We start from the raw sequence: 23699 nt of genomic DNA on the forward strand, positions 1-23699 counted from the left end.
TGCGCTCCTACAGAAAGCGAATCCACTCTACCGAAGACTCACTCATCCGCATTCGGGTCCATATCCGGGAACATCACGTCCATGAAGCCGAACTTGCTGAAATCGGTAATGCGCGAGGGATAAAGGCGGCCAATCAGGTGATCACATTCGTGCTGAACCACCCGGGCGTGAAAGCCAAAGGCTTCGCGCTGGATCGGTTGGCCGTCCGGGTCAAAGCCTTCGTAGCGAATGCTTTGAAAGCGATTGACCACGCCACGCAAACCCGGCACGGACAGGCACCCTTCCCACCCCTCTTCAACGGCAGGATGCAAAGGCGTAATCACAGGATTAAGCAGGATCGTCTGGGGCACGGCTTCAGCGTCCGGATACCGCTCGCTGCGCTCAAACCCGAAAATCACTAATTGCAGGTCAACGCCTATCTGCGGCGCTGCCAGGCCAACACCACCCACACTTTCCATGGTTTCAAACATGTCGGCGATGAGGGTCTTGAGCTCGGCGCTGCCGAACATCGATTGAGGCACAGGTGGGGCGATGCGCAAGAGACGCTCATCGCCCATTTTCAAAATAGGGCGGATCATGCGGGCCGGGCTCCGTGTTGGAAAAACGTCATCCTGCCACAGTCGTGTTCAGGATTCCCCCGCCTTGGCAGGCAGTGGAAGGGAATGATCACGACCCAGACCGGAAACGTGCTGTTTCTCAGTGGACTCAATAGCACCATCACCTTCTACTTTTTCACCCTTGTCCTTGCCTTCAGCGGACATGTGCTCGACCACTGCATTCATCTCAGCACCCAGCAACAGCACCGCTGCCGAGATGTAGAAATACAGCAGCAGGACAATGATCGCCCCGATGCTGCCGTACATGGCGTTGTAGTCAGCAAACGTCTTGACGTAATAGCCGAACCCCAGCGAAGCGAGTATCCAAACCACCACCGCCAGCACAGAGCCGGGGGTGATGAAGCGAAACTCCTGCTTCACGTCCGGCATGACGTAGTAAATCAACGCCACAGCCACCATCAGCAGGATGACGATCAGCGGCCAGCGCAGGATGGTCCAGAGCGTCACGATGAACTCTTCCATGCCGATTTGTGCGGCGATCCAGTTCATCACTTGCGGCCCTGTCACCATCAATGCAGCAACCGCCAGCATCATCATGGCGATGCCGATGGTGTACGCCACCGACAGCGGAATGCGTTTCCAGACCGGGCGCGCTTCGACCACATCGTACGCAGCGTTCATGGCGCTCATCATCAAGCGCACGCCCGCCGAGGCAGTCCACAGCGCGATGACGATACCAATCGAAAGCAGTCCACCTTTGGATTGCTGCAATTGATCAATGACCGGATTGACTTGCTCCAGCGCCTGAGGCGGCAGGACCAGTTCCGACTGCAGGCGCAGCCAGGAGAAGAAGTCGGGCAGATGCAGAAAGCCAATAAGCGCGATCAAGAACAGCAAGAAAGGAAACAGCGAAAACAACATCTGGTAGGCCAACGCCGACGCGTAGGTGGACATCTCGTCATCGAGAAACTCGCTGACCGTACGAACCATCACCTTGCCCAGTGGCAGTTGGCGCAATTCCGGGAAAATCATGGCGTCTCCTTCGCTACATAACTGACGCAGCTTACACATTCACATTGATGGGTACTGCGCCTCTGACACAAGCTGTTCGCAGATAATGGCGTTTTACCTTAATTGAGTGGACTGGAGCGCCTGAAAAAGGTTTCAAAACCTCGATTCTGGAAGGGTAAAAATGACAACGGCCATCCGAAGATGGCCGTGACTCAACGCCAGGATTAACCTGGATAATCGGCTTACGCCTTATCAACGCCTTTTTTCACAGCGTCTTTGGCTTTGCCTTTGGCTTGCTGGGCTTCGCCTTTGATTTCCTGCGCCTTGCCTTCAGCTTTCAGCTTGGAGTTGTCAGTCGCCTTACCCACGCCTTGCTTGACGTTACCGACTGCTTCGTTAGCCATGCCTTTAACTTTATCGCCAGTGCTGCTCATAGGTTTTACTCCGCAGAATCAATGAGAGGTCATCGCCTCGACGTAATGATTGACCCGACTCATTTGCGGGGAGTTTCAACTATTTTCACCAGCGTCATAGCCGTTCGTCTGCTTGCCTGCTGGCGCATAAAAACGGGAGCAGAAAAACTTTGCCTTTAAGTTTGCGCGGCAACCCACGAGAATGCGCAACGCAATCCGGCTGCGCCGGGCAACGCTCGTCGCGCTGAAGACAACGATCCGCAGGAACATTATGAAACTCGATAAAAAGCAGGCCATCGCACGCCGCAACCAGGAACTGGGCGGTGCCGTGCTGGGTACCAACAACACCCACTTCGCCACGTTGAACACCAACAAGAACATCTGGTGGTTCGACCTGCCGGTACCGCGTCTGGCGGTGGGTCAGTACGAATGGATGCACCTGCTGCTGTACACGCCGAGCAGCGATCAACTGCTGCACTTGAAAGTCACGACGGTATTTTTGCGTGATCACATGGAAGGTCTGGTGATCCGCAATAAAGGCCAGCGCAAATCCACTGTCAGCCTGGAACTGAGCGCCGATAAGGATTCGTATTTGAAGGATGTACGGCCGCTGGGTGCGGGATTGAGTTTTTCGGGTTTTCTGCAGCCCTGATGCTTTGAGCTGCATAAAGCTGTCGCGCAACAAACATTGTCTAGTAGGAGCGCACGAGCACCGCGAGGCCGCGATAGCGTTCTGCCTGATCCACCGCTATCGCGGCCTCGCGGTGCTCGTGCGCTCCTACAGAACCTGTGTCTGCTACGCGACAGCGCGGCGTCTGGACGAGTGGAGTGCGTCTACAGCAATAGCATTTCAGTCGGGTTTCTACGCCAGGAATCAAGCTACCCGTCGAGCAACCAAAAAACCGACCGTCCCCGCCACCGCCGACGCAAACGTTCCCCACGCCAGATCCACCAGTGCCAACTGCGCAGGCCAGCCTTGCAGCGTGGCCCAGTTGGTCAGGTCATAGGTGCCGTAAGCCACCAGTCCAAGAAAGGCGCTGCGCTTTGCGACATGGCTGATACTGTTTCTTCGCAGCCCTGACTGAACCGCCAACACCAGCAACCCGGCTGCGTACAGAAGGTAAAAAACCACGGCGGGAGCAATCACCGGCTTGTCGAGCATCAACGGCCCCAGCCATGCCCGATAAGTCGGCCCCATCAGCAAGCCCAGCCATATACCGTCCACAATCAGAAAGGTCAGCAAGATGCTGAAGTAAGCCGTGAGGGTTCTTTTCATGAAGGGCGTCCTTGTCTGAGTTGATCCGCATTGAGCGCAACGCCCTGATGAGCGCTGACCGGTTGGACCTCATGCGGAGCAGGAACGATCCGTCGCTCCCGCTTTAACCGATGAACGTCAGACCAGCTCGATGCGGTCTGCGTGGATCACGATCTGGCCTTGTTTGTACAGCGCGCCAATGGCTTTCTTGAAATTGCCTTTGCTGACGCCAAACAGGTTGCTGATGACCTGCGGATCGCTCTTGTCACTGACCGGCAACACACCGTTGTTTTCTTTCAGCTTGCCGAGAATCTTGCTGTTCAGGCTGCTGGCCGCTTGCTCGCCCACGGGCTGCAGGCTCAGGCTGATGTTGCCGTCAGTGCGGATTTCCTTGATGTAGCCCTTCTCTTGCTTGCCGGCGCGCATGAACTTGAAGACCTCATTCTTGTGAATCAGGCCCCAGTGCTTATTGTTGATGATCGCCTTGAAGCCCATGTCGGTCGCTTCTGCCACCAGCAGGTCAACCTCCTGACCCACGCTGTAGCTGGCCGGTGTCTTGTCCAGATAGCGATCCAGACGTGCCGTCGCGGTGATGCGGCGGGTGTGTTTGTCCAGATAGACATGCACCACGCAGTAATCACCGGCCTGCAACGTGCGTTTCTCTTCGGAGTAAGGCAGCAGCAAGTCTTTGGGCAGGCCCCAATCGAGGAAAACGCCGATGCTGTTGACTTCAACCACCTTCAGACTGGCGAACTCACCGACCTGAACCTTGGGTTTTTCTGTGGTGGCCAGCAGCTTGTCTTCGCTGTCCAGATAAATGAAAACGTTGAGCCAGTCTTCATCTTCGCTGGGAATGTCTTTGGGGATATAACGGTTAGGCAGCAGAATTTCGCCGTCCGCCCCACCATCCAGATACAGACCGAAGTTAGTGTGTTTAACCACTTGCAAGCTGTTGTAACGCCCGATTAAAGCCATGTGCAAATACCCTCATTACGTGGGCGGCATTCTACCCGAGTTTGCGGGCAATGATGCTGACGCAGAATGTCGCTGCACCCCGCATTCGAAAAGGTCAGAAAAATCAGATATTTGCCTGATGGCGATGAGCCCGCCATGCGCTCCATTCGTCAGATGCACGGGGGATTTAAAAGCTGTTTTTCCAGCCAGCGAAAAATAATTACAGAAATAACTTATCAATTAAAACAACCGCTTAGCCCGACATTAATAATTATTTAGCGGCAGATTCCGGATAATTACGCCCAAGGTTTAAGGGGATATTTCCCAAGCAATTGTCAAGCCATTCGTGTACCATTGCTGGCCGTATCAAGTTTATATAGGTTAATGGCAGCCATGCGCGTAAAAGCATCCAACTCGAAAGCAAAGCCAGCTCCAGCCGTTGAAACGAGCGACTCGATCAACGCCCAGATTGCTGCTTTCCTTAAGTCCGGCGGCGAAATTCAGCAAATTGCAAAAGGCGTCAGCGGCCAGACCTTCGGCCCGTCCAAACAGATCACCCTCGGCAAAAAGTAATCCTCTCCCCGCTCCAGTTGTCGATCTCTATGCGTCTTGACTCCCAAGGCGCCAGAGCTTGCTAATCTTCGTTGCACACAACCGTTTCAACCTGACTGCAAGACCCCATTGCCTAGTGGCTCGACGACGGGCAGGATGATGTCTTGAAGCCAGCCTTTGCGGAATGCACGAATGAAGAACTGGATGCTGTTCGGCGCACTGATTTACCTGACGGGTTGTGCATCTCACAACTGCAATACCGTTTCTGACGACGGCCACCCTGCGGGTAGCGACTGTCGCGCAGAGCAATTGCTCTATCAGAACGATATGCTGCAAGCCAAACTGTTGATCAGTGAAGCCGACCGGGAGAACTATGAACTGGCCGAAGCCATGCTTCGCCGGGCAGGGATGAATGATGCATCGGGTGAAGCCGAGTTTTACCTGGCGGTGCTATTGATTCGCCAGCAATCGGACCAACCCCGTGTAATCGAATTGCTCGAAGACGCCGCAAGCCACAAGCATCCGCTGGCCATTGCGCTGCTCTCACAGCAACTCAGCATGACCGATCAAAAGAAATCCGAAGCGTACCGCGCCGAGTACGCAGAGCTGGATGTTGCGAAAAGCGGCTACCCCTCGTTTGATCAGGCGTTGGTGGTCATTCGCAGCTTGATCATCCCGTCAGCTCAGGCGACTGCTTCGAACTGATTCCCCTGCGGATCGACGAACGGTCTTCGCTCTACGACTTTCGTAGGTATGCTGCGAGGCTCTAGATCGCGGTTCCCCTGCTGTTCCTACTGGGCCTATGGCCATTTCAACCTGCCCCCTCCGTAACATGAAGGAGTGAGCACGATGCTCAATTTTCGCCATTGCGCGCTTGCCGTAAGCGCCCTGATTGTTTGTCCGCACGCATCTGCCCAAGTGATTGAGCGGGAGTTGGGAGACTTCAGCCTTAAATTGGGCACTTCGCCGACGCGTAGCATGGCCCAGGGTCTGGTCACGCAGAGTGGCTCGGGTTCATTCCACGGCGGGCTCGATCTGACCCACGAAAGCGGCTTTTACTTTGGCCAATGGTCACCCAACGCCGGTGTCACCGAAGACAGCACGCTGGAAGTCGACTCCTACATGGGTTTCAAGAAGCCGTTCGATCAGACACTCGGTTATGAGTTGGGCATGATCCGCTACAGCTACCCAGACACCAGCCAGATAGACACCCACGAGTTTTATGCAGGTCTGCGAATCCTCGACAGCCGCATCGGCGCAGCTTTCAGCAATGACATCGGCCGCCGCGACAGCACCCTGATCGTCGATCTGGGCGGCATCGAACAACTGGGGTTGGGCATCCGCATGCAGTACGCCAATCACCAATACGATGCTCCGCAGCAAATATCGGACGGCAGCATGGTCACCAGCTTCAATGACTGGTCGCTGAACCTGTCGCGGCCATGGCTGGGTGTCGACATGAACCTGATCTACAGCGGCTCCAGCCTGACCGGCAATGATTGCAGCGCCTACAGCGGGCACAATGCCAACTGCGAAGGCACCTTCACCCTCAAGGCCGTGCGCTCATTTTTCTGATTCAGTGAACTGCTACTCTTGGACCCGCTCTACACAAACAGGCAGGTCCACTGAGGAGTCGTTATGCGCACCCCGTACAAAGCCTTCATTTCATTGTTGATGGCGCTGTTCATCCTCGGTGGCTGCACCCGAATCGGGTTGGCTTATCGTAATCTGGACATCATCATTCCATGGTCGCTCAGCGATTATCTGGAGATGAATGCTTCGCAAAAAGACTGGTTTGATGAGCGCCTCAAAGAGCATTTGAGCTGGCACTGCACGACTCAGTTGCCAGGCTATCTGGGATGGCTGGACCGCCTGCAACGGATGGTAGAGACCAATCAGGTCACGTCAGATCAACTGCAAGCGCGCACTGATGAGGCCAAGCTGGCGATCGGGCAGATATCACGACAGATCACCCCTTCGGCCGTCGAGCTGCTTGCCCAACTGGATGACAAGCAAGTCCTGGAGATGCAGAACGCCTTCGCCAAGGACCAGCGTAAACGCGAGAATGAATTCCTCAAAGAACCGCTGCCCAGGCAGATCAGTGATCGCGCCGAACGCATGGAGAAACGCTTGAGCCCGTGGATGGGGAAACTTAACCAGGCTCAGCTGCAGCGCATCCAGAGCTGGTCGGCATCACTGGGCGAACAGAATCGGGCCTGGCTTGATAACCGGGCCAATTGGCAAAAGCTGTTTGTGGCCACAGTGCAGAACCGCAAAGCGCCGGATTTCCCCGACAGAATTGCCAAACTGCTGCAGGACCGCGAGACCTTCTGGACACCTGAGTACCGCGAAGCCTACGACCGGACCGAGCAAGCGGCAATCTCGTTGCTGGTGGACCTGATGGCGCAAAGCACGCCAGAACAGCGCCAACGCCTGTTGAGCAAGATCGCCGACACCAGAAAAGACTTTACCGATTTGAGCTGTTTGAAGGCGGCTCAAGCGAGCTGAATCTGTCGAGCATGCACTCTATTCGCCATACTTGGGCCCTGTAGGAGTGAGCTTGCTCGCGATCGTGGTCAGGTAGTCACGAAATACATGACAGGCGAACCGCTATCGCGAGCAAGCTCACTCCTACAGGGGTGCGTTTCAATTCAGCGGCTTGCAGGCATGCCTCAAGCAATCTGCGCTTTGGCAGCAACCTCTTCAAAGGTCGCGGGATCAAGGGCGTCGTGCTGCTCGTCCAGCACCTGACGCGGGTGATCATTGCCGGGGATGCTGCTGTCGATCAGCGCCAGCAACCGGGCACCAAGCGGGGTCAGGACGAAGTTTTCGCCGTTACCGCCCTCTTTTTCCGGACGCGATTCGATAAATCCACGATCCAGCAGCAGTTTCTCGTATTCACCGGCAATTGCTTTCAGGTGATCCAGATTACCTACTGGCTCACCTGCCGCGGCAGACGCGGCCGCATGTTCTTCTGCGTATTTGCGGGGCTTGAAGGTGTCGTCGGCGCTGTTCTGCACTTCATGCAACAGGCGTTCAACGAGATCCCAGTCATAAGGCTTGTCCATTGTTATTACCTCCAGTCAACGTGGGTGAGCCGCCTGTGACATCTCGTCATCAGGCTTGCAGCTGAACGTGTGACAGGTGCTGACGCGCCCCGTTCAGCCGAAGCCGCCCGGTGGTGATTGGATGGAGGAGAGTATGGATCAGGACTCTCAGCGCAGGACCAGCTCAAGCCGCTCCTGCGCGAGAATTGCGGGCGGGGTTTACTCAGCCGCAGGCGTTTCCGTCTTGCGCTTTTTCAGCGGGGCCATGCCGTCTTTGCTGACCAGCGACAGGGCATCGGTCTTCGGGCGGTTGGCTATTTTGCGTTTGGTCGGTGCCTTGGCGCCGGTTTTTTTCTTGTCGCCCTTGGCGTCGGTCTTTTTCTTCTTCACACCAACTGCCTTGCCTGAAGCCTTGACCTTTTTCGGCCCGCCATAGCTGCCTTTGACTTCCTTGATGGTACGACGCTCGAAGCTCTGCTTGAGGTAACGCTCGACACTGGACATCAGGTTCCAGTCGCCGTGGCAGATCAAGGAGATCGCCAGGCCTTCTGCACCCGCACGACCGGTTCGGCCGATACGGTGCACATAATCATCACCACTGCGTGGCATGTCGAAGTTGATCACCAGATCCAGACCTTCCACATCCAGACCACGCGCTGCGACGTCGGTCGCCACCAGCACCTTGGTGCCGCCCTGTTTCAGACGGTCGATAGCGGCCTTGCGGTCTTTCTGATCCTTGTCGCCGTGCAACACGAAGGCTTTGTAGTCCAACGCCACCAGACGACCATAAAGGCGGTCAGCCAGGGCTTTGGTATTGGTGAAGATAATCGCCTTCTGATACGTCTCGTTGGCCAGCAGCCAGTGCACGATCTGCTCTTTGTGGCTATTGTGATCCGCGGTGATGATCTGCTGACGCGTACCGGAAGCCAGCTCGCTGACGCTGTTGACTTGCAAGTGCTGCGGATTGTTCAGCACTTTGCTGATCATTTCGCGCAGGCCGGCACCACCGGTGGTGGCCGAGAACAACAGGGTCTGTTGACGGTTGGCGCACTCATTCGCCAGACGCTCGACGTCTTCGGAGAAACCCATGTCCAGCATGCGGTCGGCTTCGTCGAGAACCAGTACTTCAACGTTTTTCAGGTCCAGGTTGCCGGCGTTCAGTTGCTCCAGCAAACGGCCTGGGGTACCGATCAGAATATCCGGCACCTTGCGCAGCATGGCAGCCTGCACCTTGAAGTCTTCACCGCCGGTGATCAGGCCGGACTTGATGAAAGTGAATTGCGAGAAACGCTCAACTTCCTTGAGGGTCTGCTGCGCCAGCTCACGAGTCGGCAGCAGGATCACGGCACGGATGTCGACGCGAACCTTGGCCGGGCCCATCAGACGATTGAGGATTGGTAATACGAATGCAGCAGTCTTGCCGCTACCGGTTTGCGCCGTCACCCGCAGATCACGCCCTTCCAGCGCCAGAGGTATGGCCGCAGCTTGCACTGGCGTCGGCTCGACAAAGTTAAGCTCGGCCACGGCTTTAAGCAGGCGTTCATGCAGGGCGAATTGGGAAAACACGGGTGTTACCTCGACGAAATACAAAAATACGGCGCATAGCGTAACGGTTTCGCGCGCCCGAGCCGAGTTTCTTTACTACCAACGGCCGATTTTGTTACGCAATTTACCAACGTAGCCCTTTATCAGGCCCATGAATGTTCTAATTGCCGCGCTTTTTTCTTGAGGATTTTCAGACACCCCATGGATATTCAATCGTTATGGCGCCGTGCCCAGGAACTCTGGGCCGTCCTGGATCAGCATCCCGTCCTGCATGCCAGCCTCGGGCTGTTGTTGCTATTGATCGTCGCACTGGTCGCCGGGCGGCTGGCGCGCTTTCTGGTCCTTCACGCCACGAAAATACTGGGCCGCCAACCCGCATTGCACTGGATCAATGACTTACGCCACAACAAGGTCTTCCATCGCCTGGCCCAAATGGTCCCCTCGCTGGTCATCCAGTTCGGCCTGAATCTGGTACCTGACCTCAGCAAAACGGGTCAAAACGTCATCGGTAACATCGCTCTGGCGTTCACCATTCTGTTCATGACGCTGGCCATCGGTACGCTGCTGAACGCCCTGCTCGATATTTATGCCCGCACAACTCACGCCCGCACCCGCTCGATCAAAGGCTATGTGCAACTGGCGAAGATGATTCTGTATATCTTTGCCGCGATCATCATCGTCGCGACCTTGATCGACCGTTCGCCGCTATTGCTGCTTTCCGGTCTGGGTGCCATGTCGGCAGTGATTTTGTTGGTCTACAAAGACACGTTGCTGTCGTTCGTGGCCAGCGTGCAACTGACCAGCAATGACATGCTGCGGGTCGGTGACTGGATCGAAATGCCTCAGGTCGGCGCCGATGGCGATGTGGTGGACATCACCTTGCACACGGTCAAGGTGCAGAACTTCGACAAGACCATCGTTTCCATTCCGACCTGGCGCCTGATGTCCGAGTCGTTCAGAAACTGGCGCGGCATGCAGCAATCCGGCGGGCGACGTATCAAGCGCAGCCTGTTCATCGACGCCAGCGGCGTGCGCTTCGTGCGTGACGATGAGGAGTTGCAGCTCAGCCAGGTGCACCTGCTGACTGATTACATCAGCCGCAAACAGGCCGAACTACTCGCCTGGAATCAGGCTCAGGGCAACGTCGCAGCGCTATCTGCCAACCGCCGACGCATGACCAACATCGGCACCTTCCGCGCTTACGCACTGGCGTACCTGAAAAGCCATCCCGACATTCACCCGGACATGACCTGCATGGTCCGCCAGCTCGAAGCCACCTCCCAAGGCGTGCCGCTGGAAATCTACTGCTTCACCCGCACCACCGTGTGGGCCGATTACGAACGCATTCAGGGTGATGTCTTCGATTATCTGCTGGCGGTGCTGCCGGAGTTCGGGCTTGGCGTTTATCAGCAGCCGAGCGGGTCGGATATGCGGGTGGGTTTGGCGGGACACGCAGAAGCGCAGACGCCATGACAACCGTTAAAGTGGTCAGCTCCACAGCTGACCACTTTTGCCACCGGGATTACATTTTAAAACTGGCGGAGGAGGCATCCCCGATCAAGGCCTGCTCTACGGGTACATATAGACTGCGAATATGCGTCACAAGAAAAGCCCAAAAGGCAGGATCATTTACCGTTTGCAAGACCAACTGAGAGGGCAGAAAGCGGGTCATCTCCTTGCGAAAATCCGTTGCCACAACCGGATCGCTATCCAGCAAATCGATACGCTCTTTCAGCAAGGTCAAAAAAGCCGCTACTTCGCACTTATGGTCACGCAGCTTACTGGCTAGCAGTGGGAATGCCGGGATTACGTTCTGCTGACGCAACCAGACCATATCCCACAGGTCACGATTTTTGATCTTGTTGGGACGTAGAGCAAAAGCCACGATTTTGTCAGAGTAAATTTCTTCGCGTGTCTCGGCCTGAAGTATCAAACCGCTGGTGCCCATATCGACGCCGTACGGATTGAGCAACAGCATTGGCTGAGGCTGGTAGCTGGGGATTGAGCACACATCAATGTTGATTCGCTGCGCGGGCAAATCCCTGCGCCCAGGCCTTGTCTGGATTTTCAGCTTCCAGGTATCAACATTGCCCTCCTCGCGAACAGGCTCGCTGATCTGGACCTCAAGTCCATATTTGGTCTCAAGGCTTGAGATAAGTACCCGCGCCAGCTCGGCCAGACTTTGGCGGCTGAAATCGGCACCGCCAGTAAAGTCCAGGTCCTCACTTAAACGATTCGAACCATAACAGGCGCGAAGGCAGGTCCCGCCAATAAAGGTCAACGTGGCGAGCATCCCGGCGGAGCTCAGTGCCAGCATGATGTCGTGATGCAATAATTCTTTTTCAACCACCACGCGCAACGGTGCGAGGTCCTGCCTGTTCTTGAGCGCTTCGTTCACCAGCTCGTCAAATAAGCTCATCAGCGACACTCCAGTCGATCAGATCCATTTTCCGTTTCGCGGCTTTCATGTCGCGCAGCGCCTGCCTTGGCGACGCTCGCCATAATCGGCAGGCTGCGTCGTAATGAATATGGCCTACGAGGGTCTGTGGCGTTTGGCGGGTATGTACAAACTCAATGCTGCCCCACTTGCCACATGAGATCGTGCTGCTACGCCCCGAAGACATCAGCGTGATCCACTGGATCGGGATTTGTGAGATGACCCCGACGTCGCTCAGCACTGTTTCCAGGCTGATGTAATTAAACTGCTGGGCCCGAATCCTGGCGGCTGCATGAAATAAAACAAGACCAGAGTCGGGTTTGGCAGGTTCAAACAGATACAGCCCGCGGCAGACGCGGGACAGGTATCCATCTGAGGAAGCCCGGCTTAATAGGGTTTTATACGCTCCCAAAGAAATGTCGGGGACTATTGCCCTCAGATCATCGGGCGTAAAAAGATAGCGCTCGGGAGTCGCGAATTGAGTCAGACGCTGGATCAATCGTCGCATGGGTTGAAGCGCATCGAAGGGAGTAGCCATGCTACGGACTCAACAGAAGGTTTCAACAAATGTAACTTACCGTTGAGTCAGCGGCAATGATCTCAGCCCCTCAGACATGCATCAGCTCAAAACATGCCTGCGTGCAAGCCCTAACCGACTCACCCACAACGACACCAGAATCAGTACCCCGCCAAAAGCCAGACGCCCCAGGGGTTCGTCCTGATTCCAGATCAGCAGGTTGATCAGCAGCCCGACCGGCACATGCAGAACGTTGAACACTGCCAGAGTGCCGCCGTTGACCAGGCACGCTCCTTTGTTCCACCAATACATGCCCAGCGCCGTGGAGCAAAATCCGAGGAACAGCAGCACTGCCCATTGATCCGCTGCGTCTGGCAACCGTTGCGGGTTGCCGAACATCAGGAACGCGGGCAAGGCGATGATCAATGCGCCAAGGTAGAAGTAGCCGAAGCGCCGGTAATGCGGCAGGTCGCTGGGGTAACGGGCGACCAGGTGTTTGTACAGCACCTGGCCTGCGGCGTAAGTAAAGTTGGCCACTTGCAGCAACAGGAAACCGCCCAGGAAGTTGCCGTCGATGCCGTCCCAACGAATCACGCCTGCGCCCAGCACAGCAACCAGTGCGGCCACCAAGGCCCACGGGTTGAAACGTCGATTGAGGGCATCTTCGATCAGCGTGACGTGTAATGGGGTGAGGATGGTAAACAGCAGGACTTCCGGCACGGTCAGCACCCGGAAGCTCAGATACAGGCACACATAAGTGATGCCGAATTGCAGCGCGCCGATGACCAGCATACCGCGCATGAAACCCGGTTCCACCCGACGCCACTGAGTCAGCGGGATAAAGACCAGCCCGGCCAGTACCACGCGGATCAACACGGCGAAGTAGCTGTCGACGTGCCCTGCCAGAAAAACGCCGATCAGGCTGAATGAAAACGCCTGAATCAGCGTCACGATAAGTAGATAACCCATGAATGCTCCCCCGTTGAAGGCGGCGACCTTAACGGGTTGGTGTCAGCGGTGTCCACAAAGCCCGGGCAAATCCCATCCATGCAGGAGCGCACGAGCAACGCGAGGCCGCGATGGCGGTGTATCAGGAAAACGCTATCGCGGCCTCGCGTTGTTCGTGCGCCGCTGCAGAAAACACATCTGCCCGCCTGACGAGGCTTACTCCTTGGATAAATCCACCAACGGTTCCTGACGCACCTCAGTCGCACGTCCCGCCAGGATATCCTTGACCTTGCCCAGCGCGGTATCGACTGCTGCTTTGTCGGCTAACAAGCTGTAGCTGATCTCAAACTGGCGTTGCTCCTTGGGACCAATCGTCGGCACCAGATTCAAGGGCCGTTGGTAGCGGCGGTTGTAGGAGAAGCTTGTGCCCGGCTCCAGCCCTGTCACGTAACCCTGCCCTTTGGTGTCGGTGTTTTTCCACAGTGAGAACACCGGCAACTGCTGGGTATTGAAGCCCAGCGACACGCCCAGGCTACCGCCCTTGTTGTGCAGGACCGCAAGGGTCTCGCCCTTGGCATCGCCATAAGGCACAACGTTATAAACGGTTTCATCGTAGTCGGGGGTTGGCGCACGGTAGGTTTGCCAGTCGGCAAGATCACCCTTGGCCTTCTCGTTGAACGGCGACACCTGCTTCACCGGCGCCTCGAAACGAGCGCCCTGCTCGAGGAACGGCGTGCTGAAGTTACTGTGATACAGCGCCTGATATTCCTTCGGGTAGTCCCCGTTATTGGTCAACGTGTCATTGAGGGTGAAGCGGGTGCTGCCAGCGTCAGTGACCAGTTCGGTCTGAACCGAGAAATCGACTTTCTTGAACGCCTGTTCCTTCAGCTCACCTTTGAGACGGATCGCATAGGGCGGTTTTTCGTCGATGTGCAACGTCACCTTACTCGCCGGAATGTTCGCGGCACGGCCGTGAAGGGTCAGCAATTCGCCGTTATCCATCCCCGGATGCCCGACCCATTCATAACCGCAGCGGGTCACCAACTCGTTGAACCCCTCCAGCCAGCCCAGCCCGCCACGACCGTTAAGCTCGATAAAGGCTGGATTGACGATGTCTTTCACCGGCGAATCCCAACCCATGCGCACGTCACCCACGGACGCTTGCAAAACGTTCATGCCGCGAGTGGGCACCACCGAAAGCTTCATCGTGCCGTTATCAATATCAATCACACTGACGCCTTCCTGCCGACCGCCGTGCAGGGTGCGCATCGTGATCGAAAAGGGCTTGTCGATTTTCAGGCCAAGCTGAGCGCTGGTGATTTGCTGATGCTGAGCGGGTTTGTCGGTGTCGAGCAGCACATAGTCCCAGGCGGCAGCCTGTGTAGCGACGGCAATTGCGCTGAGGCCGAAAAGCCAGGCAAGAGGTTTCATGGGGTAGTCCTTATTGGAATTATTGGATTCGCTGCAGCATAAGGCTGAATCGGGTTAATCGATTCAGCTAACGAACGAGTCTAGTCAAAACAGCAAAAACAAGAAACGCAATTCAGACAAAGTCGCCGCTGAGAAACGCGCAAAAGAAAAAAGCCCGATGACCTCCCAAAACGGGGATCTATCGGGCCATGCACCCAGGAGCGGGCGGTGCCAAGGGGAAGTCGATTCAATAAAGCGTGCAGCAGTACTTCAGATCAGGCCACTTGAGCCAGCTTGGCGACGGCCTGGTTCATGCCCTTCTCGACGAAGTCACCGCCCATGTTCAAGCCTTCAGCGTGAATGAAGGTGACGTCGTGGATACCGATGAAACCCAGCACCTGACGCAAGTACGGTTCTTGATGATCCAGGCTGCTACCGGCGTAGATACCGCCGCGAGCGGTGAGGACGATGGCGCGTTTGCCGACCAACAGGCCCTGCGGACCGGTTTCGCCATATTTGAACGTCACACCGGCACGCAGCACATGGTCGAGCCAGGCTTTGAGCGTGCTCGGGATTGCAAAGTTGTACATCGGCGCGGCGAGCACCAGAACATCCGCTGCGACCAATTCATCCGTCAGCAGATTGGAGCGCTCCAGCGCGGCTTGTTCGGTGGCAGAGCGCTGATCGACGGGCTTCATCCAGCCGCCCAGCAACGTGGAATCCAGATGCGGCACCGGGTCCTGAGCCAGATCGCGAACCGTCACCTGATCAGCCGGATGCGCTGCTCGCCATTGGCCGATGAACTGCTGAGTCAATTGGCGGGAAACCGAATCTTGCTGACGGGCGCTGCTTTCGATGATGAGGACGCGGGACATGATCTGTAGCTTCAACGAGAAATACGTGTTCGATGGAGTGAAGGTTAAACAGGACCATATCGATTAAAAAGCGTAAAAATCTGCTTCAAAACATCTAATAATTTGTTTTGTTCTAAAGCTCGTTTACTCTGGAATCGCGCCAAATCTCTGTGGGAGCCGAGCTTGCTCGCGATAAGGCTGGACACGGCTCACTTTAGATCGCGTCCAGCCTTATCGCGAGCAAGCTCGGCTCCCACAAGGGGATGCATCCCAATCCACAAATCGGGTGTTGGCGGTTATTCGGCTTTACAGGTAAGACTGATGCGCAGCTTGATGATGCTGCGGTTGAACTTGGCGGTGACGTCCGCACTTTTTTTTGCGGCCACGGTAATGCGTCGGGTGCGAGGCGCTTCGGGGCCATTGCGAAACACCACACTGCACTTGGCATCGACATCGCCGTAGTTGTTCACGGTGATGGAGCCGGTGTCGTAAAAAGTATCGTGGGCGGTGTAGTCGACTTGAACGCCCTCGTAGCTTTTCTCCACTTCGATGGGATAAGCCCAGGCCGTCAAAGGCAGCAGCGCCAGCAATACACAACAGATTCTGTTCATCGGCAGTCTCCAGAAGGGATTGCAGATTAGGATAAAGCGCTACAAAAGAGGAGCACCACATGAAAGCCCCCCGCGTCACCCTCGATCAATGGCGAACCTTGCAGGCCGTGGTCGATCATGGTGGCTTTGCCCAGGCAGCCGAAGTGCTGCACCGCTCGCAATCGTCCGTCAGCTACACCGTCGCGCGGATGCAGGAGCAGCTTGGCGTGCCGCTGTTGCGTATTGACGGGCGCAAAGCGGTGCTGACCGAAGCCGGTGGCGTACTGCTGCGCCGCTCGCGGCAGTTGGTCAAACAAGCCAGTCAGCTCGAAGACCTGGCACACCACATGGAGCAAGGCTGGGAAGCCGAAGTGCGATTGGTAGTAGACGCCGCTTACCCCAACGCAAGACTGGTCCGGGCGTTGACGGCCTTCATGCCGCAAAGCCGCGGTTGCCGCGTCAGGCTGCGCGAAGAGGTGTTGTCCGGGGTAGAAGAAGTATTGCTTGAAGGCGTGGCCGATCTGGCAATCAGCAGTTTCAGTATCCCCGGCTATCTGGGTACTGAAATGAGTAACGTGGAGTTCGTCGCCGTCGCGCACCCGGAACATGCACTGCATCAACTGCATCGGGAGCTGAACTTCCAGGACCTGGAAACCCAACTGCAGGTCGTCATCCGTGACTCTGGCCGCCAACAACCGCGGGACGTTGGCTGGCTGGGTGCTGAACAGCGCTGGACAGTGGGTAGCCTCGCAACCGCCGCGACTTTTGTCAGCAGTGGTCTAGGCTTTGCCTGGTTGCCGCGTCACCTGATCGAACGCGAACTGCGCGAGGGTGTACTCAAGGCCTTGCCGATGGACAAAGGTGGCAGTCGCAACCCGATCTTCTATCTTTACTCCAGCAAGGACAAACCACTGGGGCCAGCGACGCAAATTCTTATCGAATTGATCCGCACCTTTGACACTGCGCCGCTGACCGCCGCGTTCGCCGCACCACAACAAGCCTGACAAGGAACGGTCCATGGCTCATTTCGCACATGATGGCTGCTCGCTGCATTACGAAGAGTATGGCCAGGGCCCACCGCTGCTGCTGTTACATGGCCTGGGCTCAAGCTGCCGAGACTGGGAATATCAGATCCCGGCGTTTGCCGCCCGTTATCGCGTCATTGCCATGGACATGCGAGGTCACGGGCGCTCCGACAAACCGCGCGAGCGCTACAGCATTCGTGGGTTCAGCGCCGATGTCGAAGCGCTGATCGAACACCTGAATCTGGGGCCGGTGCATGTACTCGGTTTGTCCATGGGTGGAATGATCGGCTTCCAGCTGGCGGTGGATCATCCCCATCTGCTGAAAAGCTTATGCATCGTCAATAGCGCACCACAGGTCAAAGTACGCAGCGCCAACGACGTATGGCAGTACAGCAAACGCTGGGCACTGGCGCGCTTGCTGGGCATGCAGACACTGGGCAACGCGGTGGGCCAGAACCTGTTCCCCAAGCCCGAGCATGCACAATTACGCCAGCGCATGGCCGAACGTTTTGCGCAGAACGACAAGCGCGCTTATCTGGCCAGCTTCAATGCCATTGTCGGCTGGGGTGTCGAGCACAAACTGTCGCGGATCACCTGCCCGACGCTGGTCATCAGCGCAGACCGGGATTACACGCCCGTCTCGCTCAAGGAGGCTTATGTGAGGTTGATCCCCAATGCGCGTCTGGTGGTGATCAATAACTCGCGCCATGCAACACCGCTGGAGCACCCCGAGGAATTCAATCGCATCGCGCTGGAGTTCATCGATGCGGCACAGGCCTGACGTGAATGCCTGAAGAGCATTCACGCTGGGCAAAAAAAGCCAAACGTGATTACCTTGCAGCCTGCATCGCTTCATGTGTCTGCATTATCGATCGCAGTCGAAACCATCAATCAGGATCAACTGACCCATGCTGAAAAAAATCGCCATCGCCGCCTGCTCCGTGCTGTTCGCCGCTAACCTCATGGCTGCAACACCTGCCAAGCCGACCCACGTCGTGCTCGACACCAGCTTCGGCGCGATTGAAATCCAGCTCGAAGACCAGAAAGCGCCGATCAGCACCGCGAACTTCCTCGGCTATGTCGACAGCGGTTTCTACAACAACACGATTTTCCACCGTGTGATCCCGGGCTTCATGGCTCAGGGCGGCGGCTTCACTGCACAAATGATGCAGAAACAAACCAAAGACCCGATCAAGAACGAAGCCAATAACGGCCTGCATAACGTCCGTGGCACCGTAGCCATGGCCCGCACCTCGCAGGTCAATTCGGCCACCAGCCAGTTCTTCATCAATACTGCGGACAACGCCATGCTCGACAACGGCGTGCGCGATTTCGGTTACGCGGTGTTCGGCAAAGTGGTCAAGGGCATGGACGTCGTCGACCAGATCGTCAACGCCCAGTCCGGCAACAAGCAAGGCATGCAGAACGTCCCTCTCGACCCGATCTATATCAAGTCTGCCAAGCGCGTCGAATAATCTCAGGCGCACCGCATGAAATCAGTTTAAGCATTCCTGATTTCGTGCGGTCCGATGAGGGGAATATCCGCTCAGTAAGGAGAGCCCGCCTAACTCGTGGGCATCATTGCCAATGTTCTATCGTCGTTTTGAAAAACTGATCGATATCTTCCGAGACGCCCCCACCGACGCACCACCCAACAAAGTCCTGGCCTTTTACATCTACTACCTGCGTCAGGTCTGGCCAAGTTTCGCCGCACTGTTAGTCGTCGGCTTGATTGGCGCGTTGATCGAAGTCGCGATGTTCAGTTATCTGAGCCGCATCATCGATCTGGCCCAAGGCACGCCCGACAAAGATTTCTTCAGCATTCACGCCAACGAGCTCATCTGGATGGCCGTGGTTGCCCTGGTGTTACGCCCGATTTTCGTCGGCCTGCACGACCTGCTCGTGCATCAAACCATCAGCCCCGGCATGACCAGCATGATTCGCTGGCAGAACCACAGCTATGTACTCAAGCAAAGCGTGAGGTTCTTCCAGAATGACTTCGCGGGGCGCATCGCTCAACGCATCATGCAAACCGGCAACTCATTGCGCGACTCTGCCGTTCAGGCCGTGGATGCGCTTTGGCACGTGTTGATCTACGCCATCAGCGCCCTGGTGTTGTTCGCCGAAGCAGACTGGCGCCTGATGATCCCGCTGTTGCTGTGGATTGCTGCGTATATTGCCGCGCTTTGCTACTTCGTCCCGCGCGTGAAAGAACGCTCGGTGGTGTCCTCCGACGCACGCTCCAAACTCATGGGCCGCATCGTTGACGGCTACACCAACATCACCACCCTGAAGCTGTTCGCTCATACCAATTACGAACAACAGTACGCCCGGGAAGCCATCGTCGAGCAGACCGAAAAAACCCAATTGGCCGGTCGCGTGGTGACCGCCATGGATACCGTGATCACCAGCATGAACGGCGTGCTGATCGTTACGACCACCGGCCTGGCGTTGTGGCTGTGGACGCAGTCGCTGATCTCGGTCGGCGCCATTGCGCTGGCCACCGGTCTGGCGATTCGAATCGTCAACATGTCCGGCTGGATCATGTGGGTTGTAAACGGCATCTTCGAAAATATCGGCATGGTGCAGGACGGTCTGGCGAGCATTTCCCAGCCGGTCAGCGTCACCGATCGCAAGCCTGCACCGCGCTTGAACGTAGACAAAGGCGGCGTGAAATTTGACGGCGTGGATTTCCACTATGGCAATGGTAACGGGATCATCCATGGCCTGAACCTGGACATTAAACCGGGCGAAAAAATCGGCTTGATCGGCCCGTCGGGTGCAGGCAAGTCAACGCTGGTCAACCTGCTGCTGCGCATGTATGACGTGCAGGATGGGCGAATTCTGATCGACGACCAGGACATTTCTCACGTGTCTCAAGAGAGCCTGCGCGAACAGATCGGCATGATCACTCAAGACACGTCGCTGCTGCATCGCTCGATTCGCGACAACTTGTTGTACGGCAGACCTGAAGCGACTGATGAGCAACTCTGGGAAGCGGTACGCAAGGCTCGAGCGGATGAGTTCATCCCGTTGCTGACGGATTCCGAAGGACGTGTGGGCTTTGATGCGCAGGTGGGGGAACGTGGAGTGAAGCTGTCAGGTGGCCAACGCCAACGCATCGCTATCGCTCGGGTACTGCTCAAGGATGCGCCGATTCTGATCATGGACGAGGCCACTTCTGCGCTGGATTCGGAAGTCGAAGCGGCCATTCAGGAAAGTCTGGAAACGCTGATGCAGGGCAAGACCGTGATCGCCATCGCCCACCGCCTATCGACGATCGCCCGAATGGACCGGCTGGTCGTACTGGAAAACGGCCGCATTGCTGAAAGCGGTACTCATGCCGAACTGCTGGCGCACGGTGGGTTGTATGCGCGGCTGTGGCAGCACCAGACGGGCGGATTTGTCGGGATTGATTGAGGCTGGCACGGTGCCCATGGCACCGCGCTGTCTCGCGGCAAACATCGACCTGTAGGAGCCGCCGAAAGGCTGCGATCGCGGTGCGTCAGGATGGATGCTTCGCAGCCTCCGGCAGCTCCTACAGAAAATGCATTTCAATCCAGCAGGTTGCATTCTGTTTGATGGGAGCCGAGTTTGGTCTGCGCAATCTCAGGTATTGGTGCTATGACGTGGGACCGGCTTTAGCCGGGAAGAGGCCCGTACAGTCACTGAAATGTGTCGTCAGAAACATCGCTTTCCCGGCTAAAGCCGGTCCCACGTCACTTTGCGGACAACACAAGCTCGGCTGGCACAGGTTTGGCGTATCAAGCCTGCCGATACGGCAATGCGCCTTTGGCATCTTCGGCATAGGCCAGGATGCCAACCCTTTCCTGATCAAGAAAATCACTCACCGCCTCCTTGAGCCCGGCATGGGTCAAGTAGTGCCATGAGCGAGTGATCACCGGTTCGAAGCCGCGAATCAATTTGTGCTCACCCTGCGCGCCTGCATCGAAGCGCTTCAGACCGTGGGCGATAGCGTAGTCCATGCCCTGATAGAAACATGTTTCGAAATGCAGGCGGTCAAACTCCGCCAGACATCCCCAATAGCGCCCATAAAAACTGTCACCGCCCAACAGGCTGAACGCCATGGCCACCGGCCGTGTGCCTTGTCGCGCCAGCACCACCCGAATGGCCTCGGGCATCCGCTCGGCCAACAGACTGAAGAACTCACGGGTCAGATAAGGCGACTGCCCACGAATCTCATAGGTATTGGAGTAGCAGGCGTAGACGAAATCCCACAACAGCTCACTAAGCTGATGGCCCTCCAGCCAGTCGAACTCGATGCCCTGCCCCGCCACCTGTTCGCGCTCTTTGCGCATCTGCTTGCGCTTGCGCGAACTCAGCGCGTCGAGGAAGTCCTGAAAGTCCCGATAGCCACGGTTTTGCCAATGAAACTGGCAGCCATAACGCTGCAGCCAACCGGGTTGCTCGTCCAGAAACGCATCAGCCAGTGAATCCGTGAAGTTAACGTGAGCGCTGGAAAGTTGCTGATCCTGAAGATAGCCCGGCACAGCATTGAGCAATTCGATGCCAGCCTCAGGCGAGGCCGACAAAATCCTTGCGCCACTCACCGGGCTGAACGGCACCGCCACCAGCAACTTGGGGTAATACGCGATACCTGCACGGCGGCATGCGTCAGCCCAGCTGTGATCGAACACATACTCGCCGTAGGAATGCCACTTGCGGTAAGCAGGCATTGCCGCAACCAGCTCACCGTTCTGGTAATTGAGCAAGTGTTGCGCCTGCCAACCCGAGCGCGGTCCAAGGCTGCCGCTGTCTTCCAGCGCACTGAGAAAGGCATGGCGAACGAACGGCTGACCACCCGGAACCAGTGCGTCCCATTGAGCAGGCACGACGTTTTCAAGGTTAGCGATCTGGACGGGCATGCGGACTTCCCCAACTGAGTCGGACGACGCGGCAGTATCCCTCATCAATCAACAATGTTCATCCATCTCCGTGGCGAAGGCTCTATCTCGCGGGTTACAGACTTTTAAATGTCACTGACATGCCATCGTTATGCCACCTTTCTGTAATAACCCGTCGCGATACTGGCGCCTGTTTTTAGAACCGGGGGTACTAACCCCACACGCCCTGCCTATGGGGCGGTTTCTTCAGGATGACCTGACGTCGTCCTTACTCACTCTATGGAGATCAACATGCGTCTTGTTTCTACACGTACTGCTTCGGCCCTGTGTGGTGGCCTGATATTGGCGATGGCGGTTCCTGCCAATGCCGCAGTCGACGCTAAATTGCTGGACATGCTCAAGGCTAACGGCTCTATCAACGCAGCCCAGTATGCTGAACTGCAGACGGAACTGGCCAAAGACCAGGCAGCGCAGAAACAAGCACTCGCAGATGTGCAAAACACCAAGTCAGCCTCTCAGGCCGAGTTCGAGAAGAAAGTCGCCTGGGCCACCAAGACCCAATTCAAAGGTGATGTTCGGGTCCGTCAGGAGAACATTGAAGTCGAAGACCAGGCCAGTTCGACAGACAGAAGTCGCCAGCGTCTGCGCGCTCGCTTGGGTGCTTACACCGAAATCAATCCGCAAGTGAGCACCGGCATTCGTATTGCCACCGGTGGCAACCCGGGCGGCAATGGCGACGGGCGCTCCACCAACGTGGACCTGGACAACTACTTCACCAAGAAAACGCTGTGGCTGGACCTGGGCTACGTCGATTACGCCCCTACCGCCATCAAAAACCTGCACCTCATCGGCGGCAAGATGAACCAGCCGTGGGTAAACATGGGCGATGTGATCTGGGACGGCGACCTCAACCCGGAAGGTCTGGCTGCAACCTACAGCTTCCCGTTGGGTGGCAAGACCGAACTGTTCGGCAGCGCCGGACATTACACCCTCAAAGACAACATTGACGGCGACGGCTACCAGTTCCGTCATGACCTTCGTCTGTACGCGGGTCAGCTGGGTGCCAAATTCGCACCGACCGATAACCTGAAAGTTACCTTGGGCGGCAGCGTCTACGGTTACGACGGCGACAGCAGCGTGGCTGCCCAGAACGCTCTGGCGGTAAACGGTAATACCACCACCGAATTCCAGCTGTACGAAGGTTTCGGTCAGGTTGATATCAGCGGCCTGGGCGTTCCATTGGGTCTGTACGGCCAATACGTCGTCAACGACAAGAGCGCCGATGGCGAAGACACTGCCTGGTTGACCGGCGTGAAAACCAAAGTGTTTGGTTTCGGTATCGACTACAACTACCGCGACGTTCAGCGTAACGCTGTAGTCGGTGCCTTCACCGACTCGGACTTCGCCAACGGCACCACAGGCGCACGCGGCCACAAGCTGAAGGTCAGTTACGAAATCGACAAGAACTTCTCGCTCGGTGCCACTTACTTCCTGGCTGATGCGGATAACACCGCCAGCACCCGCCTGGTTCGCGGCCCGACTGATCGCGACGTCAAAACCCTGCAGCTGGACGCCGAAGCGAAGTTCTAAGCACCGCCGAAACACGATCCAAGCTCCAAGCGGCACAGCTCCCGCCGCTTGAAGCCGCAAAGACCTTACAGCTCGACACTGCCCTGGCGATCCCCATCATCCGTTCGCCAGGTCAGAGTCGGGCTGTTT

At 56.6% G+C, this 23699-nt stretch carries 26 protein-coding genes; 11 read left to right on the forward strand and 15 right to left on the reverse strand.

Features of this window, described 5'->3' with window-relative positions:
* Window positions 1–38: 38 nt before the first annotated feature.
* The 4 genes from def to AUC60_RS27885 form a co-directional block, all read right to left on the reverse strand.
* Window positions 39–578, reverse strand: a complete 540-nt coding sequence (gene def / locus AUC60_RS18280; RefSeq protein WP_087270621.1) for a peptide deformylase — start codon at window positions 576–578, stop codon at window positions 39–41.
* A gap of 48 nt (window positions 579–626) precedes the next feature.
* Entirely contained in the window at window positions 627–1589 is a 963-nt protein-coding gene (locus tag AUC60_RS18285) for a YihY/virulence factor BrkB family protein (protein WP_087270624.1), read from the reverse strand.
* Window positions 1590–1810: 221 nt separating this feature from the next.
* Window positions 1811–2002 carry a CsbD family protein gene (locus AUC60_RS18290; protein WP_087270630.1) on the reverse strand — a complete coding sequence of 64 codons (192 nt, stop codon included), beginning with the start codon at window positions 2000–2002 and terminating at the stop codon, window positions 1811–1813.
* 75 nt (window positions 2003–2077) lie between these two features.
* On the reverse strand, window positions 2078–2251 hold the full coding sequence (locus AUC60_RS27885) for a hypothetical protein (RefSeq protein WP_158099139.1): 174 nt from the start codon (window positions 2249–2251) through the stop codon (window positions 2078–2080).
* A 1-nt stretch (window position 2252) separates the two neighbouring features.
* Here AUC60_RS27885 and AUC60_RS18295 point away from each other — a divergent pair, with 1 nt between their 5' ends.
* Window positions 2253–2633 (forward strand): hypothetical protein, encoded by a 381-nt coding sequence (locus AUC60_RS18295; RefSeq protein ID WP_087270633.1) that lies wholly within the window; start codon window positions 2253–2255, stop codon window positions 2631–2633.
* A 222-nt stretch (window positions 2634–2855) separates the two neighbouring features.
* Here AUC60_RS18295 and AUC60_RS18300 read toward each other — a convergent pair whose 3' ends face one another.
* On the reverse strand, window positions 2856–3257 hold the full coding sequence (locus AUC60_RS18300) for a DUF2177 family protein (protein WP_087270636.1): 402 nt from the start codon (window positions 3255–3257) through the stop codon (window positions 2856–2858).
* A 117-nt stretch (window positions 3258–3374) separates the two neighbouring features.
* Window positions 3375–4211 (reverse strand): CvfB family protein, encoded by an 837-nt coding sequence (locus AUC60_RS18305; protein ID WP_087270638.1) that lies wholly within the window; start codon window positions 4209–4211, stop codon window positions 3375–3377.
* Window positions 4212–4574: 363 nt separating this feature from the next.
* On the opposite strand from AUC60_RS18305, the gene AUC60_RS18310 reads away from it, so the two are divergent.
* The 4 genes from AUC60_RS18310 to AUC60_RS18325 all read left to right on the forward strand — a co-directional run bounded on the left by AUC60_RS18310 (window position 4575) and on the right by AUC60_RS18325 (window position 7250).
* Window positions 4575–4763, forward strand: coding sequence for a hypothetical protein (locus AUC60_RS18310; RefSeq protein WP_027898056.1), 189 nt, complete (start codon window positions 4575–4577; stop codon window positions 4761–4763).
* Window positions 4764–4934: 171 nt separating this feature from the next.
* Window positions 4935–5447 (forward strand): hypothetical protein, encoded by a 513-nt coding sequence (locus AUC60_RS18315; RefSeq protein WP_087270640.1) that lies wholly within the window; start codon window positions 4935–4937, stop codon window positions 5445–5447.
* Window positions 5448–5591: 144 nt separating this feature from the next.
* Window positions 5592–6317, forward strand: coding sequence for a TorF family putative porin (locus AUC60_RS18320; RefSeq protein WP_087270643.1), 726 nt, complete (start codon window positions 5592–5594; stop codon window positions 6315–6317).
* 63 nt (window positions 6318–6380) lie between these two features.
* Complete coding sequence (locus tag AUC60_RS18325) at window positions 6381–7250, forward strand: DUF6279 family lipoprotein (RefSeq protein WP_087270645.1); 870 nt, start codon at window positions 6381–6383, stop codon at window positions 7248–7250.
* Window positions 7251–7414: 164 nt separating this feature from the next.
* Here the strand turns inward: AUC60_RS18325 and AUC60_RS18330 are convergent, their stop codons facing one another.
* Window positions 7415–7810 carry a transcriptional regulator gene (locus AUC60_RS18330; RefSeq protein ID WP_087270648.1) on the reverse strand — a complete coding sequence of 132 codons (396 nt, stop codon included), beginning with the start codon at window positions 7808–7810 and terminating at the stop codon, window positions 7415–7417.
* A gap of 198 nt (window positions 7811–8008) precedes the next feature.
* Window positions 8009–9355 carry a DEAD/DEAH box helicase gene (locus AUC60_RS18335; RefSeq protein ID WP_087270651.1) on the reverse strand — a complete coding sequence of 449 codons (1347 nt, stop codon included), beginning with the start codon at window positions 9353–9355 and terminating at the stop codon, window positions 8009–8011.
* Between the two features lie 180 nt (window positions 9356–9535).
* Here AUC60_RS18335 and AUC60_RS18340 point away from each other — a divergent pair, with 180 nt between their 5' ends.
* Window positions 9536–10807, forward strand: coding sequence for a mechanosensitive ion channel family protein (locus tag AUC60_RS18340; RefSeq protein WP_087270654.1), 1272 nt, complete (start codon window positions 9536–9538; stop codon window positions 10805–10807).
* Between the two features lie 49 nt (window positions 10808–10856).
* Here AUC60_RS18340 and AUC60_RS18345 read toward each other — a convergent pair whose 3' ends face one another.
* The 6 genes from AUC60_RS18345 to AUC60_RS18370 form a co-directional block, all read right to left on the reverse strand.
* A complete protein-coding gene (locus AUC60_RS18345; protein ID WP_087270657.1) occupies window positions 10857–11753 on the reverse strand; it encodes a nucleotidyl transferase AbiEii/AbiGii toxin family protein in 897 nt (298 codons plus the stop codon).
* Complete coding sequence (gene abiEi / locus AUC60_RS18350; protein WP_238599602.1) at window positions 11740–12309, reverse strand: type IV toxin-antitoxin system AbiEi family antitoxin; 570 nt, start codon at window positions 12307–12309, stop codon at window positions 11740–11742. The genes AUC60_RS18345 and abiEi overlap by 14 nt, the downstream gene beginning before the upstream one ends.
* Before the next feature lie 81 nt (window positions 12310–12390).
* Entirely contained in the window at window positions 12391–13257 is an 867-nt protein-coding gene (locus AUC60_RS18355) for an EamA family transporter (RefSeq protein ID WP_087270660.1), read from the reverse strand.
* A 195-nt stretch (window positions 13258–13452) separates the two neighbouring features.
* Complete coding sequence (locus AUC60_RS18360) at window positions 13453–14667, reverse strand: aldose 1-epimerase family protein (RefSeq protein ID WP_087270662.1); 1215 nt, start codon at window positions 14665–14667, stop codon at window positions 13453–13455.
* A gap of 254 nt (window positions 14668–14921) precedes the next feature.
* Entirely contained in the window at window positions 14922–15521 is a 600-nt protein-coding gene (locus AUC60_RS18365) for an FMN-dependent NADH-azoreductase (RefSeq protein WP_087270665.1), read from the reverse strand.
* A gap of 275 nt (window positions 15522–15796) precedes the next feature.
* A complete protein-coding gene (locus tag AUC60_RS18370; protein ID WP_087270668.1) occupies window positions 15797–16111 on the reverse strand; it encodes a 3-phosphoglycerate kinase in 315 nt (104 codons plus the stop codon).
* A gap of 59 nt (window positions 16112–16170) precedes the next feature.
* Between AUC60_RS18370 and AUC60_RS18375 the strand changes: the two genes are divergently transcribed.
* The 4 genes from AUC60_RS18375 to AUC60_RS18390 all read left to right on the forward strand — a co-directional run bounded on the left by AUC60_RS18375 (window position 16171) and on the right by AUC60_RS18390 (window position 20535).
* Window positions 16171–17094: a LysR family transcriptional regulator gene (locus AUC60_RS18375; RefSeq protein ID WP_087270672.1), complete on the forward strand. Its 924-nt coding sequence runs from the start codon at window positions 16171–16173 to the stop codon at window positions 17092–17094.
* A 13-nt stretch (window positions 17095–17107) separates the two neighbouring features.
* Complete coding sequence (locus tag AUC60_RS18380; RefSeq protein ID WP_087270675.1) at window positions 17108–17896, forward strand: alpha/beta fold hydrolase; 789 nt, start codon at window positions 17108–17110, stop codon at window positions 17894–17896.
* Window positions 17897–18023: 127 nt separating this feature from the next.
* Window positions 18024–18590 carry a peptidylprolyl isomerase gene (locus AUC60_RS18385; RefSeq protein ID WP_087270678.1) on the forward strand — a complete coding sequence of 189 codons (567 nt, stop codon included), beginning with the start codon at window positions 18024–18026 and terminating at the stop codon, window positions 18588–18590.
* Window positions 18591–18702: 112 nt separating this feature from the next.
* The gene (locus AUC60_RS18390) at window positions 18703–20535 is read left to right on the forward strand and encodes an ABC transporter ATP-binding protein (protein ID WP_087270681.1); all 1833 of its coding nucleotides are present in this window, start codon (window positions 18703–18705) and stop codon (window positions 20533–20535) included.
* Window positions 20536–20879: 344 nt separating this feature from the next.
* Here the strand turns inward: AUC60_RS18390 and AUC60_RS18395 are convergent, their stop codons facing one another.
* Window positions 20880–22001, reverse strand: a complete 1122-nt coding sequence (locus tag AUC60_RS18395; protein WP_087270684.1) for a GNAT family N-acetyltransferase — start codon at window positions 21999–22001, stop codon at window positions 20880–20882.
* A gap of 270 nt (window positions 22002–22271) precedes the next feature.
* Here AUC60_RS18395 and AUC60_RS18400 point away from each other — a divergent pair, with 270 nt between their 5' ends.
* Window positions 22272–23570, forward strand: a complete 1299-nt coding sequence (locus AUC60_RS18400) for a putative porin (RefSeq protein ID WP_087270793.1) — start codon at window positions 22272–22274, stop codon at window positions 23568–23570.
* The last annotated feature ends 129 nt before the right edge of the window (window positions 23571–23699 follow it).

It is taken from the genome of Pseudomonas caspiana (assembly GCF_002158995.1).
Classification (GTDB): domain Bacteria; phylum Pseudomonadota; class Gammaproteobacteria; order Pseudomonadales; family Pseudomonadaceae; genus Aquipseudomonas; species Aquipseudomonas caspiana.

Coding starts and splice junctions, on each gene's coding strand:
- AUC60_RS18355 (WP_087270660.1), bottom strand. CDS start 13,257: ATGGGTTATCTACTTATCGTGACGCTGATTCAGGCGTTTTCATTCAGC.
- AUC60_RS18345 (WP_087270657.1), bottom strand. CDS start 11,753: ATGAGCTTATTTGACGAGCTGGTGAACGAAGCGCTCAAGAACAGGCAG.
- def (WP_087270621.1), bottom strand. CDS start 578: ATGATCCGCCCTATTTTGAAAATGGGCGATGAGCGTCTCTTGCGCATC.
- AUC60_RS18340 (WP_087270654.1), top strand. CDS start 9,536: ATGGATATTCAATCGTTATGGCGCCGTGCCCAGGAACTCTGGGCCGTC.
- AUC60_RS18395 (WP_087270684.1), bottom strand. CDS start 22,001: ATGCCCGTCCAGATCGCTAACCTTGAAAACGTCGTGCCTGCTCAATGG.
- AUC60_RS18285 (WP_087270624.1), bottom strand. CDS start 1,589: ATGATTTTCCCGGAATTGCGCCAACTGCCACTGGGCAAGGTGATGGTT.
- AUC60_RS18305 (WP_087270638.1), bottom strand. CDS start 4,211: ATGGCTTTAATCGGGCGTTACAACAGCTTGCAAGTGGTTAAACACACT.
- AUC60_RS18360 (WP_087270662.1), bottom strand. CDS start 14,667: ATGAAACCTCTTGCCTGGCTTTTCGGCCTCAGCGCAATTGCCGTCGCT.
- AUC60_RS18400 (WP_087270793.1), top strand. CDS start 22,272: ATGCGTCTTGTTTCTACACGTACTGCTTCGGCCCTGTGTGGTGGCCTG.
- AUC60_RS18370 (WP_087270668.1), bottom strand. CDS start 16,111: ATGAACAGAATCTGTTGTGTATTGCTGGCGCTGCTGCCTTTGACGGCC.
- AUC60_RS18390 (WP_087270681.1), top strand. CDS start 18,703: ATGTTCTATCGTCGTTTTGAAAAACTGATCGATATCTTCCGAGACGCC.
- abiEi (WP_238599602.1), bottom strand. CDS start 12,309: ATGGCTACTCCCTTCGATGCGCTTCAACCCATGCGACGATTGATCCAG.
- AUC60_RS18290 (WP_087270630.1), bottom strand. CDS start 2,002: ATGAGCAGCACTGGCGATAAAGTTAAAGGCATGGCTAACGAAGCAGTC.
- AUC60_RS18320 (WP_087270643.1), top strand. CDS start 5,592: ATGCTCAATTTTCGCCATTGCGCGCTTGCCGTAAGCGCCCTGATTGTT.
- AUC60_RS18365 (WP_087270665.1), bottom strand. CDS start 15,521: ATGTCCCGCGTCCTCATCATCGAAAGCAGCGCCCGTCAGCAAGATTCG.
- AUC60_RS18385 (WP_087270678.1), top strand. CDS start 18,024: ATGCTGAAAAAAATCGCCATCGCCGCCTGCTCCGTGCTGTTCGCCGCT.
- AUC60_RS18325 (WP_087270645.1), top strand. CDS start 6,381: ATGCGCACCCCGTACAAAGCCTTCATTTCATTGTTGATGGCGCTGTTC.
- AUC60_RS27885 (WP_158099139.1), bottom strand. CDS start 2,251: ATGTTCCTGCGGATCGTTGTCTTCAGCGCGACGAGCGTTGCCCGGCGC.
- AUC60_RS18330 (WP_087270648.1), bottom strand. CDS start 7,810: ATGGACAAGCCTTATGACTGGGATCTCGTTGAACGCCTGTTGCATGAA.
- AUC60_RS18300 (WP_087270636.1), bottom strand. CDS start 3,257: ATGAAAAGAACCCTCACGGCTTACTTCAGCATCTTGCTGACCTTTCTG.
- AUC60_RS18310 (WP_027898056.1), top strand. CDS start 4,575: ATGGCAGCCATGCGCGTAAAAGCATCCAACTCGAAAGCAAAGCCAGCT.
- AUC60_RS18315 (WP_087270640.1), top strand. CDS start 4,935: ATGAAGAACTGGATGCTGTTCGGCGCACTGATTTACCTGACGGGTTGT.
- AUC60_RS18295 (WP_087270633.1), top strand. CDS start 2,253: ATGAAACTCGATAAAAAGCAGGCCATCGCACGCCGCAACCAGGAACTG.
- AUC60_RS18375 (WP_087270672.1), top strand. CDS start 16,171: ATGAAAGCCCCCCGCGTCACCCTCGATCAATGGCGAACCTTGCAGGCC.
- AUC60_RS18380 (WP_087270675.1), top strand. CDS start 17,108: ATGGCTCATTTCGCACATGATGGCTGCTCGCTGCATTACGAAGAGTAT.